At 51.4% G+C, this 13,959-nt stretch carries 12 protein-coding genes; 11 read left to right on the plus strand and 1 reads right to left on the minus strand.

Translation table 11 applies throughout. The annotated features are described in order from the left end of the window. Positions 1-364 precede the first annotated feature (364 nt). The 6 genes from ACTL32_RS14510 (at position 365) to ACTL32_RS14535 (ending at position 7,962) form a co-directional block, all read left to right on the plus strand. Positions 365-808: a MarR family winged helix-turn-helix transcriptional regulator gene (locus ACTL32_RS14510; protein ID WP_441342166.1), complete on the plus strand. Its 444-nt coding sequence runs from the start codon at positions 365-367 to the stop codon at positions 806-808. A 3-nt stretch (positions 809-811) separates the two neighbouring features. Beyond that, a complete protein-coding gene (locus tag ACTL32_RS14515) occupies positions 812-3,436 on the plus strand; it encodes an MMPL family transporter (protein WP_441342167.1) in 2,625 nt (874 codons plus the stop codon). A gap of 729 nt (positions 3,437-4,165) precedes the next feature. Further along, positions 4,166-4,618: a hypothetical protein gene (locus ACTL32_RS14520; RefSeq protein WP_441342168.1), complete on the plus strand. Its 453-nt coding sequence runs from the start codon at positions 4,166-4,168 to the stop codon at positions 4,616-4,618. Continuing rightward, entirely contained in the window at positions 4,618-5,088 is a 471-nt protein-coding gene (locus ACTL32_RS14525; RefSeq protein ID WP_441342169.1) for a GNAT family N-acetyltransferase, read from the plus strand. The genes ACTL32_RS14520 and ACTL32_RS14525 overlap by 1 nt, the downstream gene beginning before the upstream one ends. A 106-nt stretch (positions 5,089-5,194) precedes the next feature. Next, on the plus strand, positions 5,195-6,223 hold the full coding sequence (locus ACTL32_RS14530) for a hypothetical protein (protein WP_441342170.1): 1,029 nt from the start codon (positions 5,195-5,197) through the stop codon (positions 6,221-6,223). A gap of 95 nt (positions 6,224-6,318) precedes the next feature. Then, positions 6,319-7,962 carry a serine hydrolase gene (locus tag ACTL32_RS14535; RefSeq protein WP_441342171.1) on the plus strand — a complete coding sequence of 548 codons (1,644 nt, stop codon included), beginning with the start codon at positions 6,319-6,321 and terminating at the stop codon, positions 7,960-7,962. 250 nt (positions 7,963-8,212) lie between these two features. On the opposite strand, the gene ACTL32_RS14540 is transcribed toward ACTL32_RS14535, so the two are convergent. After that, positions 8,213-8,413, minus strand: coding sequence for a cold-shock protein (locus ACTL32_RS14540; RefSeq protein WP_006830093.1), 201 nt, complete (start codon positions 8,411-8,413; stop codon positions 8,213-8,215). A gap of 241 nt (positions 8,414-8,654) precedes the next feature. Between ACTL32_RS14540 and ACTL32_RS14545 the strand changes: the two genes are divergently transcribed. The 5 genes from ACTL32_RS14545 (at position 8,655) to ACTL32_RS14565 (ending at position 13,880) form a co-directional block, all read left to right on the plus strand. Continuing rightward, positions 8,655-9,197, plus strand: coding sequence for a topology modulation protein (locus tag ACTL32_RS14545; protein ID WP_441342172.1), 543 nt, complete (start codon positions 8,655-8,657; stop codon positions 9,195-9,197). Positions 9,198-9,269: 72 nt separating this feature from the next. Further along, the gene (locus ACTL32_RS14550) at positions 9,270-9,983 is read left to right on the plus strand and encodes a hypothetical protein (RefSeq protein WP_441342173.1); all 714 of its coding nucleotides are present in this window, start codon (positions 9,270-9,272) and stop codon (positions 9,981-9,983) included. Positions 9,984-10,084: 101 nt separating this feature from the next. Continuing rightward, entirely contained in the window at positions 10,085-10,615 is a 531-nt protein-coding gene (locus tag ACTL32_RS14555; protein WP_441342174.1) for an NfeD family protein, read from the plus strand. Between the two features lie 18 nt (positions 10,616-10,633). After that, positions 10,634-12,166, plus strand: coding sequence for an SPFH domain-containing protein (locus ACTL32_RS14560; protein WP_441342175.1), 1,533 nt, complete (start codon positions 10,634-10,636; stop codon positions 12,164-12,166). Between the two features lie 226 nt (positions 12,167-12,392). After that, the gene (locus tag ACTL32_RS14565; protein WP_441342176.1) at positions 12,393-13,880 is read left to right on the plus strand and encodes a UDP-N-acetylmuramoyl-L-alanyl-D-glutamate--2,6-diaminopimelate ligase; all 1,488 of its coding nucleotides are present in this window, start codon (positions 12,393-12,395) and stop codon (positions 13,878-13,880) included. Positions 13,881-13,959 lie beyond the last annotated feature (79 nt).

Genomic DNA, 13,959 nt, shown 5'->3' on the forward strand with positions numbered 1-13,959 from the left:
ACATCTATTAGATACTGGTGGCGCTCCCGACCGGGTTGGCTACGAGACTCCTGTGGGAGCAGCGAAGCGACTCGAGCTGAAGGCTCCGCAGGAAAGACTTGGCCTGCCAAGTCTTTGCGACGAAGCTAGCGCAGCGATGCAGGAGCATGGTTTTTCAGTGACGAGGAGACTGAAGCCGAGCCCACGGAAAGCGAAGTGGCCAGCCCGGTCGGGCTTATACATCTTTATTCATCGAAAGTAGACTTTGTCTACAGTCTGAAACCCGTAAACTCTGTTCTCGGGTTTTTTTCTTATGCGCTCCTTATCTCTTGACTCCAGATAGTTTACCCCCTAAACTGTTATTTAGTTGAGGGGGTAAACTATTATGGATGCACGTATCAAAGAAGCCGTCGATTTGTTCACGGAAGTGATGGTCTATGGCACAGAACGGGTCATCAAATCAGTCGACGATCCGCTTTGGAAGGAATATTCGCCGGAACAGATCCAGCTGTTGAAATTGATCAGGCGTGAACAGCGCATTACTTCGGGCCGTTTGGCGGTGATGCAGGGAGTACATAAGAGCGCCGTCTCTAGCCGCATCAAGAAATTGTTGGAAAAGGATCTGATCCGGGTGGTCGAAACGGCCAACCGCCGGGAAAAACTGCTGGAGCTGACGGATAAAGGGATCCATATCCAGGAGCAATCCGACAAAGTGCTGACGGAATATGTCGAAAAGCTGTTCGGCCAATATATAGAAGATGAGGAAATTGAGCAGTTCCTGACGATTTTCCGCAAGTTGAAAGATATCATCAAAACGGATGGAGTGTAAGGCATGCATACAGTATTGAAATTGAAGTGGCCGATTGCCATCGGCCTGATTGTCTTGACCGTCGCCTTGTTTTTATTGGCGCCGAATTTAACCGAACAGGCGGAGCAGGCAGGCTCGTTCCAATTGTCCGATGAAGCCGCTTCCCGGCAGGCAGCTGCAATTCTGGAGGAAGCCGGCGTTTCTGCCCAGACGATTTCGCTGGTAATGCCGCTTGAAGAAGAGCTTGATGAAGCGATGCGGGAAACACTTTCCGGCATGGCAGCAGACATCGAAGCGCTTGGCGAACCGGTTTCCAGTGTGTTGAATCCGGTGGAAAGCGAAGAGCTTGAAGAACAACTGGTGTCGGAAGACGGCAAGACGGTCCTCATGCCGGTTACCGTTGACGGCACCGATGAAGAAGTGAACGCGGTCGCGGATGAGATCCGTGAGACGGTTGTCCCCGAAGGCATGACCGCTTATGTCACCGGGGAAGCCATCATCAACAATGATGTCAACATCAGTGCGCAGGAAGGATTGAAACGGACGGAAATCATTACGGTGGTATTGATTTTCGGCTTGCTGCTTGCAGTGTTCCGTTCCATTGTCACACCGTTCATTCCACTGGTGGCTGTTGGGATTTCGTACTTGTTGAGCCAATCGATCGTCGCGTTTTTCATCGACTGGTTCGGTTTCCCGGTATCGAACTATACACAGATTTTCCTTGTGGCGATTTTGTTCGGCATCGGGACGGACTATTGTATCCTGCTCTTGAGCCGCTATAAAGAAGAGCTGTCGGCAGGCCACGGAGTTGAAGAATCCATCATCAACACGTATAAAACGGCAGGGCGCACGCTCTTGATCAGCGGTGTCGCCGTATTCATCGGATTTTTTGCCATCGGCTTTGCAGAATTTCCGATCTTCAAGTCAGCTGTAGCAGTTGCAGTCGGCATATTCGTCCTGCTGCTCGTCCTGTTCACCATCGTGCCGTTCTTCATGGCGCTTTTGAAACAGAAATTATTCTGGCCGGCCAAGAAATCAGCATCCCATCATGACAGCAAAATCTGGATCTGGATGAGCAAATTGTCCATCAACCGGCCGCTGCTGTCGATGCTCGTGGTCGCCATCATTACCGTGCCGCTCTTGTTTACGTATAATAACGACTTGTCGTTCAATACCGTAGACGAAATCGGTTCGGATTATGAATCGGTAAAAGGCCTTCGTGCAATTGAAGACGGCTTCGGAAAAGGCGACTCGCTTCCGGTGGAAGTGATCGTGAAATCGGATGAACCGTTGACGGAAGAAGCGGTCGTCCCTTACTTCGAATCACTGAGCAGGGAAATCGAAAAAATCGAAGGCGTTGACACGGTCCGCGCCATCACCCGGCCGACAGGTGAAGTGATCGACGATCTTTACGTCGACAGCCAGTTGGGATTGCTTGCAGACGGTCTCGCTGAAGCGCGGGACGGATTGGGCGAAGTGCAGTCCGGCCTTACGGAAATTGAAACCAACTTGACCGGCATCAGCGAACAGGCCGGTGGCAGCGCAGGTTTGGGCGATGCGGCTGCAGGACTTGCACAATTGAACGGCCAATTGGGCCAAGTGTCGCAAGGGCTTCAGGCAACCGGCAATATTCCGCAAACAGTCGGTGCCCTGAATGAAATCAGCAGCGGCTTAGCTGGTATCCAGCAGGGCCTTGCCGGAGCGGCCGGCCAGTCCGGTGAATTGGGTGCCGGACTGGCGCAGCTTGCGCAAGGCGTCGGAGCTTCCAATGACGGCCTTCTCGAAATCCAGAACGGGCTTTCCGAAGCAGTTGAGATGATGCAGGCCATGAGCGAGAGTGAAACAGTGCGCAGCACCGGCTTGTATATCCCTGACGGAACATTGGAAAGTGAAGAGTTTGCACAAGTGCTGGACCGTTATGCGTTTTCCGACGGTACAGGCATGAAGATGGAAGTCATTCTGGCGGACGATCCGTATTCGCCGGAAGCGATTGAAACGACCGCTGACATCAAAGCGGCCGTTGAGCGCACAGTCAGCGGAACGCCGCTTGAAGATGCAGACATCGCTTACGGCGGCATTGCAAGCATCAATAATGACCTGCAAGACGTATCGTCAAGCGACTTCAGCAAAACGGTCACCATCATGTTGATCAGCTTGTTCGTTGTCCTAGCGCTGTTGTTCCGTTCATTAATCATGCCGCTTTACATGATCGGTTCGCTCTTATTGACGTATTACACATCGATTTCGATAGCGGAGCTGATTTTCGTCAACGGCATGGGCTATGACGGCATCAGCTGGGCAGTGCCGTTCTTCGGATTTGTCATGCTAGTTGCGCTCGGGGTCGACTATTCGATCTTCCTGCTCGACCGCTTCCGCGAAGAGTCGGCAAACGGGGCGACAGTACGCGACGCAATGCGTGTGTCCATGGCGAAGATGGGGACGGTCATCATTACGGCAGCCATCATCCTTGCCGGGACATTCGGTGCCATGATGCCATCCGGCGTCTTGAGCCTGGTGCAAATTGCGACGATTGTCATCACGGGCCTCTTGCTATACGGCTTGATCGTTCTGCCGCTCCTGATTCCGGCAATCTCGGTTTCATTTGACCGGGGTGTCTGGTGGCCATTCGGCAATAAAAAACGTTCGTAACAGAAAGAAAGCTGCCTCGCAAAATTGAGGATGCAATTAAAAGAATAGAGAGTTCTAAGTTTTATTAATATTTATGGAATGAAAGAAATACTGAATCCTCCACTTCAGGCGGACGCGTTCCGCGGGCTCGCGCCGAACTAACTAAGAACCTGTGCTCCTGCGCAAGCTCGTCGCAAATACTTGCCCTCGCAAGCTTCGGTCAAGCATTGACTGGCGTCCGAGTGGATTTCGGCACTTCGCTATCCCGCAGGGAAAACCGGTGCTCCTGCATCGCTTCGCTGCTTCGTCGCAAACAAGTTGGCCGCCTTCCGTTGCGGATCCTAAAGCCTGCGGCTTGTTCCCGGTAGAATAAAGCAGGGTCAGCATCCTTATCTTATCTATTAGTTACAGATGATGCTCCGACCGGGCTGGCCACGGAGACTCCTGTGGGAGCAGCGAAGCGACTCGAGCTGAAGGCCCCGCAGGAAAGACTTGGCCTGCCAAGTCTTTGCGACGAAGCTAGCGCAGCGATGCAGGAGCATGGTTTTTCAGTGACGAGGAGACTGAAGCCGAGCCCACGGAAAGCGAAGTGGCCAGCCCGGTCGGGCTTGTACATCTCTATTCATTCAAATTAAAATTTGTCTACACTTTGAGCTGCCGCCGGGCGGCTTTTTTCTGTTTAATGGGGGATTAGGGCGTGCCGTGTTATACTAAGCTAAGAATGAACAATTATGAAACGGGGTAACTATTGTGCTTACATTTGAACAAAAACTGGCGGTCATTGAATCCTTCCCGGACCTTACACGGAAAGATGTTTCGATGAAGCGTGTGAATTTCCATTATGAAGAAAGCCTCTACGACAAGAAAATCGTTGTCTACCATCTTCACCCGAACGGCAACGGCTTTGTTTACGTCGGCAACTTGCCGCAGTACCAGGCGGATGACAAAGGCTTCGTCAATATCCGTGATTTTTCCGAGACTGAGCTCAGCAGCATTATCGCGGATGCTGTCGACTATTTATCGCTTGAGCCGGAACCGCCTTACGACAAGACATGGACAAACCGGGACAATGTGAAACTGGATCTGGTGTACGAAGAGCCGTTCTGGAACATCTACACCGGCAAGAACTTGGAAGAAAGCTTCGGCACATTCAGTGATGCGGAAGATTACCTGATTGACCAAGGCTTCAAAGAACCGAAATAATGAAGATCCGGCTGCTCGGGAAAGAAGAAGCGCTGCCGATGGGTTTATTGCTCGAAGCGGACCCTTCAGAAAAGCTGGTGCGGGCGTATTGTGCGCCGGGCCGCTGCTATGTAGCGGAAGAAGGGCAGGCCGTGCTCGGCGTCTACGTGCTGCTGCCGCTGAGCGACACTGTTGTTGAAATCAAGAATATTGCCGTTGAAGAAACACGGCGTGGACAAGGGTTGGGCAAGCAGCTGGTGCTGCATGCGTTAACGGAAGCCGAGGGGCTCGGGTTTCGGATGGTGCGGATCGGTACAGGAAACTCGAGTTTCGGCCAATTGGCGCTCTACCAAAAATGCGGATTCCGCATGGCTTCAATTGACCGTGATTTTTTCGTCCGGAATTATCCGGAACCGATTTTCGAAAACGGCATCCCTTGCCGCGATATGATTTATTTGGAATATGAAACAAGCAAAAACCCTCATTACTGAGGGTTTTTTATTTTGGCGTAAAAAAGATTACGCTTTGGCGTAAATTATTATTGCGTTAAAGAGTAATTTAATTTACTATTAAAAGTAACAAGAGAGGAGTGATGAGATGGATGAAATCAGGTTGAATTGTGCGTTGTTAAGGAAACGGGTGCCGAATTTGACGGCAGCTGCCAAAGAAGCTGGCATTCGCCCGGCCACGGTATCCAATTTGTGCACGGGAAAAATCGATTTGGGGAAAGCGGAAGTGAAAACGCTGGTCGGACTGGCGAGGCTGGCGAATTGCACGGTGGACGAGTTGATCATACGGGGGGAGAAGATGAAAATGATCGAAACACAAATCAAGGCACTGGATTTTTTCGCGCCGCTGGTCCAAGGCGGAACGACAGGAATTGTTGCACGTCCGGGAATGGGGCAGGTTGTCATCATTGCCGAACTGCTTCACCGTTTCAAAGAACAAGACTTGAAAACCGTTTATTTGCTGCCTGATTCTCCGCATCCAGAATTGGAAGGCACGGTTGAACTTGCAGACCATACGGCCGATTCGGTCGCGGATACGCTGGCATTATTGAAGCGGCTGGGCGAAAAAGCGGTCCTGGTAACCGATAAAGGGCGCATCGACTCCGGCGAATTGTTCGAACTGCAGGATCAATTGGGGGATCAATCTGTTACGACGCTGCTAGTCGATTTGTCCGGGGAAGTGGTCGACGACGACTTCCCGTTCGGGCCGCTTGAAACGCTTTGGCAATTGGATGCCGATCTGGCTGCACGGCACCAGTATCCGGCTTTGAGCCCGCTGCATTCCGCGTCGTCGATACTCGAAGAAGCAGATGCCAGCGAACGCCATTTGCAGCTTCGCCAACGCGCGCAGAAAACGCTTCGGCGCTATCGCGAGCTGCGGTCGATTGCAGCAGCCCATGGAATGGAGCGCATCCAACAGGCAGAGCTCGAAACATACCGGAGAGGCGAGCGCCTGGAAGCCTACTTTACACAGCCGTTTTTCGTGGCAGAGGAATTTACCGGCCAAAAAGCGGTTTCAGTTCCGCTTGAAGGAGTGCTGCAGGACGTCGAAGCGATTCTGGCAGGCCAAGCTGACAGCCGGGACCTTTCCGAGCTGCAATACACTGGAGCGTTATAAGGAGCCTCGGCTCCTTTTTTTATTGCCATTTCGGGAAATGAAAAAAGAGGAAAAAAACACCGGTTTTCGGTATGCTTAAAGCAAGAGGTGATCGCATGTTCAAGAAAGTGACCTTATACACCGATCGGTTGGAAGAGATGAAAGGGTTTTATGAATACCAGCTCGGGTTCCGGATTGTAGAAGAGGACGAGGCGAGCTTTACGCTCGCAATCGGAGAATCTGTGCTGATCTTTAAGAGAGCCGGCCGCAGTGCGTTCTACCATTTTGCCTTCAACATTCCCGGCAACCAGTTCACACTCGCCAAAAGCTGGGCGAGTTCCCGTGTGACGCTGAACCGCCAGGAAGGCATGGACGAAATCTTCTACGCCAATTTCAACGCGGATGCTTTTTATTTTGAAGACCCGGCCGGCAACATCATTGAGTTCATAGCACGGCGCAACGTGGACCGGATGGGCGACTTCACGATCGACTCGCTCCTCAACATCAGCGAAGTCAGCATCACGACCCCGTTTGTCGAAAAGGTCGGCGAGCAGCTCGAAGCGATGGACATCCCGGTCCGGGGAAATAAAGGCATCGAACCGAAGGCGCTGAATTTCCTCGGCCAAGGCGATGCATTTATCCTGCTTGTGGCGCCAAAACGGGTGTGGTATTTCTCAAAGCACAAGAGTGAAGTCCATCCATTGGCAATCCAATTGCAAGACGGCCGGCAAATCGAGATTGACGAAGAAGGGGATCTGCTTGAAACCCGGCCGGAAGACCCGATTTCAGACGGTCTTGAGGGCATGGCGTTTTCCGGTGTGGTCCTGCTGAAAAAGGATGAAGCCTGGGCAGCTGCCAAGGGGTACGCCGACCGTTCAAACGAACGGCCGAATTCGCTTGGCACCCGGTTCGGCATTGCATCTGGCTGCAAGATTTTCACGGCTATCGCCGTCTGCCAGCTTGTTGAAGAAGGCCTGCTTTCGTTTGACACCAAGCTTTCAGAGCTGTTGCCGGACCATTTTCCGAACTTTCCGGCGGCCATCCACCACCTGCTCACCCATACATCGGGGCTTCCTGATTATTTCGATGAAGAAGCGGAAGGCGGTTTTGAAGCGGTCTGGGCAGAGCAGCCGATGTATAGGATGCAGTCGCCGGCCGATTTTGTGCCGCTGTTCCGGGACAAACCGATGATGTTCAGCCCCGGTGAACGCTTCCACTACAACAATGCAGGATTTATCGCATTGGGGCTGGTCGTGGAAAAAATAACCGGCCGTCCATTTGATGAAGTCGTTGCAGAAAAAATCTTTGCCAGAGCAGGGATGGCAGCTTCCGGCTATTTCCGCCTCGATCAGCTGCCCGCTGAAACCGCAAACGGCTATATTGATGAAGGGGAATCCTGGCGCACGAACCAGTACGCCATCCCGGTCAAAGGAGGACCAGACGGCGGTGCATTTGTCACAGCCGGCGATATGTCGGCTTTTTGGGAACGGCTGATGGACGGCACGCTTTTGTCCGAGGGAATGCTGAAGACCTTGCTGCATCCCCACGCGTCCGGGGAACACAACGATTACGGCTACGGGCTATGGATTCGGCGAGGCAGCGGGAGTCCATCCAAGTACTTCGTCACAGGGTATGACCCGGGGGTCAGTTTCCAATCCGGCTATTATCCGAACGAGGGGGCGACGCTGTCGGTCCTTTCGAATAAAAGCGAAGGCGCATTTGAAGCGATGAAATTGATTGAAGAAAAAATGAAACTTTGAAATTTGCTGAATGAGGTGAAAGCATGGACGGAAAGAAAATAGCCATTTTTATTTTAGGCGGCACGCTGCTCGCCATCATATTGATCTTCCTGGGGTTCCAGCTTTATTTCCAACTGAATCCCACGCAATAAAGAAATCTGGATGCCGGAACTGGACAATGAAAAAAGCGCAGCCTGCATGGGCTGCGCTTTTATTTGTGCATAAAAAAACAGGCTCTTCCGAAGAAGAGCCTGAAATAGGTAGCTTAGAATTAAGCTTTTTGAACGTTAGTAGCTTGAAGACCGCGTTGGCCTTGCTCGATGTCGAAAGTTACTTCTTGACCTTCGTCAAGAGATTTAAATCCTTCGCTTTGGATAGCTGAGAAGTGAACGAATACGTCGTCGCCGCCTTCGCGCTCGATGAAGCCGAATCCTTTTTCTGAGTTAAACCATTTTACTTTACCTTGTTCCATGTGTGTTTCCTCCTCGTATGCATATGCATACATTGTATTACTATCCTTGCTCAAATCTTGCAGATGAACATCTGACACTTTGTTAAAAGTTATCCGAACAAAAATAATTCTTCCTTAGAATAACACGGTCATTTTCATATTGCAAGCGAAAAGCTGAAATTGTATAATCAACTATTCGGATTGTCTAGGGAAAAGCAGTTGGGACAAGGCTTGCCCAGCTGAAAAAAAGGGGATGGAAAGAATGGGGAGAATCATGGTTGTCGGAGTTTCAGCAGGCGTCGGAAAGTCGACGTTTGCAAGAGCGCTCGGAGAGGAATTGGGTTTGCCGGTCTATCATTTAGACCGCTATCATTGGAAGCCCGGGTGGGTCGAGGCGGATAAAAACGAATTCAGGGAAGCGCTTGAAGGGCTAGTCAATGAAGACGCCTGGATCATTGAAGGCAATTACTCTTCAACCATCGACCTCCGGCTGTCTCGGGCGGATACCCTCATTTATTTAGAGCTGCCGCTTCGGGTCTGCCTGTACCGGGTGTTGAAGCGCTGGCTGACGAATATCGGCCGGACCCGTCCCGATATGGGCGAAGGCTGTCCGGAGAGGATGGAATGGGAATTCCTGAAATTCATCATCACTACCTATGGAAGGCGGAAAACGGAGATGCGGCAGCGCCTTGCGGCATTCCAGGAGATGGATCCCCGCTACCGGCCGGTATTGCTCGCGAGCAAAGAGCAGATTGACGGTTTCCTGTCAGGGCTGCGGGAGAACCGCAGGAAAAAGGAACAATAAAAAAATCCTCCCGGGCCTAGAAAAGACATGCTATTCTTAACGTATGAAATCCCACCATTAGGAGAATGCGCCATGAACAATCTATATGAGGGCACCATTACCAACCAGGCGCTCAGCAAGAAAGAGCCGCTGAATATGAAGCGCTTGTATCTAGAGGACCTGCCGGAAATCGAAAAAATCCAGCAGCACGTCATCGATTCGCTTCCGGACAAAGGAACGCTTCAGCCATTGAGCACAGAGGAATTTCTGTTCATTTTGAACGAACGCGGCCTGCTGGTCGGGGCGTATGCCGAAGATCGGCTGATCGGTTTCCGTGCCTTGCTGGTGCCGGAAATCGATGCAGAACATCTCGGCTATGACCTGGGCCTCCCGGAAGAAGACTTGCCCCATGTAATCTACCAGGAAATTTCGGTCGTATTGCCGGAATACCGCGGAAACCGGCTTCAGCAAAAGCTGGCGGACGTGATCATGAAAGAATTGCCGAATCTTGAAGGGCGTTTCCGGTATGTGTGCTGCACAGTCGCACCGCTGAATATCCCGAGCCTGAAAGACAAGTTTTCACAAGGGATGCATATCGGCGCTTTGAAAGAGAAATACGACGGCATGCTGCGCTATATCCTGGTGAAGGATCTGCAGGATGCCGCGCCGGAATACACCGGCTATACATCGGCCAAAATCGACGACTTGGAAAAGCAGCAGGAATTGCTGGCAGACGGCTTCGTCGGAATCGGCATCCTAATCGCCAAAGGCTTCCATGAACTTCAATTTGCAAAACCTGTCCATTAATGGCCAGGTTTTTATTTTTTATTCAATAATTCTGAAACTTAATGGCAAGTGGACCGTATATAAGACAAGAGAAAGACATACTCTTATGGGAGGTTCTGGAAATGGAAGTATTCGGGTTGTCGATGGAGCAATTATATATGTACATACTGATTTTTTCCGGGGCGCTGACCGTGCTGTACGTCTTTTTCGGGGATGTAGCGGATGCAGGGGACGGAGTGCCGTTTTTGAACCCGGCTGTCCTGCTAGCCTTTTTCACCTTGCTGTCAGCCGGCGGCTATCTGCTCGAGGCGGCTACGGATTGGAGCAGCGCTGCCATCCTAATGGCGGCAGCGGCAGCGGCTTTCTTCCTGGACCTCTTGCTTTACTTCTTCGTCCTGGTGCCGCTCGCTTCGGCGGAATCGTCCATCGCCTACACCGATGAGTCGCTTGCGGGGCAAGTCGCCAAGGTCATCACACCGATCCCGGTGGACGGCTTCGGCGAGGTGGTCATCGAAACTTACGGAGGCATCATTTCCAAACGCGCCACCGGCTATGACAACGAAGCGATCGAGCATGGCAAAAGCGTCCTGATCATCGAAGTGGCTGACGGCACATTGTATGTCCGGGATTATGAACCAATGTCCATAAAATAAAAAATAGGGGGAAATGAGATGGAAATGACATGGATTGCAATAGGAGTCGCAGCGTTCATTATTTTAGCAATAGTGGGCGTCTACATTACGAAATACAAGACGGTAGGGCCAGATGAGGCGCTGATCGTAACAGGGAGCTACCTTGGTTCGAAGAACGTCCATACGGATGACTCTGGAAACCGCATTAAAATCATTCGAGGCGGCGGGACGTTCCTGCTGCCGGTCTTCCAGCAGGCAGCGCCGCTCAGCTTGTTATCAAGCAAACTTGAAGTGACGACGCCGGAAGTCTATACGGAACAAGGCGTACCGGTCATGGCCGATGGGACAGCCATCATCAAGATTGGCGGCTCGATCTCGGAAATTGCAACAGCGGCAGAACAATTTTTAGGGAAATCGAAAGAAGATCGTGAGAATGAAGCGAAAGAAGTGCTTGAAGGCCATCTGCGGTCGATTCTTGGCTCGATGACAGTAGAGGAGATCTACAAAAACCGCGACAAGTTCTCTCAGGAAGTGCAGCGCGTCGCATCCAATGATTTGGCGAAAATGGGCTTGATCATTGTATCGTTCACTATCAAGGATGTCCGTGATAAAAACGGCTATTTGGATTCACTTGGTAAAGCACGGATAGCACAAGTCAAGCGCGATGCCGATATTGCGACGGCAGAATCGGAAATGCAGACGCGGATCAAACGGGCGGAAGCCGGAAAAGACGCGCAGCGCGCTGAAATCGAGCGTGCCACGGAAATCGCGGAAGCGGAAAAAGAGAATTTATTGAAAGTAGCTGAATACAAACGTGAGCAGGACAGCGCAAAAGCACGTGCTGACCAAGCGTATGAGCTGGAAACGGCCCGCTCGAAGCAGGAAGTTGTGGAACAGGAAATGCAGATCCGCATCATCGAGCGCCAGAAGCAGATTGAACTGGAAGAAAAAGAAATTCAGCGCCGTGAGCGCCAGTATGATTCCGAAGTGAAGAAAAAAGCGGATGCGGACCGCTACTCGGTCGAGCAGGCAGCAGCGGCAGAAAAGTCCAAGCAATTGGCAGATGCTGATGCACAGAAATACCGCGTGGAAGCGATGGCAAAAGCCGATGCCGAGAAAATCCGCATGGATGGCCTGGCGAGAGCTGAGTCGCAGCGCGCACAAGGTGAATCGGAGGCGGACGTTATCCGCTTGAAAGGTCTTGCGGAAGCGGAGGCGAAACGCAAAATCGCCGAAGCGTTTGAAATGTACGGCCAAGCTGCAACGCTTGATATGATCGTCAATATGTTGCCGGAATATGCGAAGCAGATTGCTGCGCCGCTTGGCAATATCGATAAGATCACCGTTGTGGATACGGGCGGCGGAGAAGGCGGCGGCGCCAACCGGGTGACTTCTTATGCGACGAACTTAATGTCTTCGCTGCAGGAAACGCTGAAAGAGTCATCAGGCATTGATGTAAAGGAAATGCTTGAAAATCTTACAGGGAAATCGGATTATGCTCCGGCGCTCGAGCAATTGCGCTACGAGCTGAATGAAAAAGACAAAGATGCAAAAGAACAGCAAATCAAATAAGGGAAAGCCGGCAAAAAAGCATTATCGCTTTTATTGCCGGCTTTTCTTTGATATTTTTGTAAAAATATGGGTTAAAAAGGGCTTATGACTAAAGAATCACAAAAAAATACGGCAGATTTTCTTAAACGGTTTCCGCGCCTATCGGGAAATGATAGAATAATGACACGAGTCTTATGTAGAGAAGAATCCATGAAACCGTACTTATTCTTACGTTAAGAGGTGCTCAATGAATATGCAATTCGACCACATTCCAGATTTTCCAATCATAGAACAGTTTGGTCCAGCAGAACAAACAATCAGTTCTCTTGTATATAATTCCAATGACGTAAGCAACGGTGCTGCGTTCTTCTGTGTGGCCGGTGAAAATACAGACGGCCATCTCTATATCCCGGAAGCGATCGAAAAGGGGGCGGCTGCCATCATTGGGTCCAATGCGGAGTTATTGGCGCAATATGCCGGGCAATACCACAGCATTTCGTTCATCGTTGTAGCGGATGTACGCCGTGCGCTGGCCTACGCGTCGATCTTTTTCTTCCAAGATGCCAAAGATCGGCTCATCAAAGTCGGCGTCACCGGCACGAACGGCAAAACGACCACAGCGACCTATGTCTACAACTTGTTCAATCTGCTCGGAATCCGCAGCGGATTTATCGGAACGACCGGCGTCTTCAATTCGGACGGGAAATTCCCTTATAAAAAAAGCACGCCCACCACACCGATTTCTTCGGACATTCACCAGATATTTTCGCAGTTGGTATCCCATGGTGACGCAGCGGTGTCGATGGAAGTATCGTCGATTGCATTGGACCAAAAACGCGTCGAAGGCATCGATTTCGATGTTGCCATCCACACCAATATTTCCGAGGAACACCTTGAATACCACAAGACATTCGAGCATTATTTGAACAGCAAATTGCTGCTGTTTGCCCAGGCGAAAAGTGCAGTGGTCAATCTGGACGACGGTATGGCTGAACAGATTTTGGCGGCAGTCGATTATCCTGCGCTCAGCTACAGCCGGTCTGCCGATTCTGGAGCGGATCTGATCTGGGGCAACCTGGACAGCAGCGGTTCCGGCATGCGTTTCGACTTGCGCTACGACAATCAGGTATTCGGAGTGGAAGTGCCGCTCTTTGGCGAATACAATGCTGGCAATCTGACGGCTGCCATTGCGGCTGCCTTGTTGTCCGGCGCCTCGATGGAAGATATCCTTAGCGTCTTGCCGCGCATGCCGCAAGTCGAAGGACGGTTCCAGGTGATTCCGGGTCCCGAGGGCCGGAAGATCATCCTGGATTACGCCCATACGCCAGTGGCGCTTGACCTAGTCATGCGGGAAGTGGGCAAGCTGCCGCATAACCGCCTGATTGCCTTGATTGCCGGGATCGGCATCCGGGATTTCGGGAAGATGCCGAAAATGGCGAAAGCGGCAGAAGGGAAGGCGGACGTCATCATCGTCACAGTCGACCATCCGGACTTCAATGACCCGGAAGACGTAGTCAATGAAGTGCTGAAAGGGTTCACAGTTCCTTATAAGCAGCAAGTAGTGACGGCGCCTACCCGCAAAGAGGCCGTAATGGCCGCGTTGCAAGAAAGCGGGCCGGATGATATTGTCCTGCTGTCAAGCGGCTGCATCAACGGAGCGCAGAAAGTGCGCGGGGAATTCGTGCCGCACTCGGATGAAGAAATCATCGAAGGGTATTTCCAGGGGCAGAACTAGCGTTTTTTTTGAGTGGAAAGGTCGCTTTTTTCGGCCTCCTTGTGTTTAATAGAAGAGAAGGCTACATAACGACATACGA

Source organism: Planococcus sp. FY231025 (assembly GCF_052078085.1).
In the GTDB taxonomy this organism is placed as follows: domain Bacteria; phylum Bacillota; class Bacilli; order Bacillales_A; family Planococcaceae; genus Planococcus.

What these genes read in the sequence shown, in the direction of transcription:
- ACTL32_RS14545 (WP_441342172.1), top strand. Translation starts at nt 8,655, where the DNA reads ATGGGGAGAATCATGGTTGTCGGAGTTTCAGCAGGCGTCGGAAAGTCG.
- ACTL32_RS14515 (WP_441342167.1), top strand. Translation starts at nt 812, where the DNA reads ATGCATACAGTATTGAAATTGAAGTGGCCGATTGCCATCGGCCTGATT.
- ACTL32_RS14565 (WP_441342176.1), top strand. Translation starts at nt 12,393, where the DNA reads ATGAATATGCAATTCGACCACATTCCAGATTTTCCAATCATAGAACAG.
- ACTL32_RS14510 (WP_441342166.1), top strand. Translation starts at nt 365, where the DNA reads ATGGATGCACGTATCAAAGAAGCCGTCGATTTGTTCACGGAAGTGATG.
- ACTL32_RS14535 (WP_441342171.1), top strand. Translation starts at nt 6,319, where the DNA reads ATGTTCAAGAAAGTGACCTTATACACCGATCGGTTGGAAGAGATGAAA.
- ACTL32_RS14560 (WP_441342175.1), top strand. Translation starts at nt 10,634, where the DNA reads ATGGAAATGACATGGATTGCAATAGGAGTCGCAGCGTTCATTATTTTA.
- ACTL32_RS14530 (WP_441342170.1), top strand. Translation starts at nt 5,195, where the DNA reads ATGGATGAAATCAGGTTGAATTGTGCGTTGTTAAGGAAACGGGTGCCG.
- ACTL32_RS14525 (WP_441342169.1), top strand. Translation starts at nt 4,618, where the DNA reads ATGAAGATCCGGCTGCTCGGGAAAGAAGAAGCGCTGCCGATGGGTTTA.
- ACTL32_RS14555 (WP_441342174.1), top strand. Translation starts at nt 10,085, where the DNA reads ATGGAAGTATTCGGGTTGTCGATGGAGCAATTATATATGTACATACTG.
- ACTL32_RS14540 (WP_006830093.1), bottom strand. Translation starts at nt 8,413, where the DNA reads ATGGAACAAGGTAAAGTAAAATGGTTTAACTCAGAAAAAGGATTCGGC.
- ACTL32_RS14550 (WP_441342173.1), top strand. Translation starts at nt 9,270, where the DNA reads ATGAACAATCTATATGAGGGCACCATTACCAACCAGGCGCTCAGCAAG.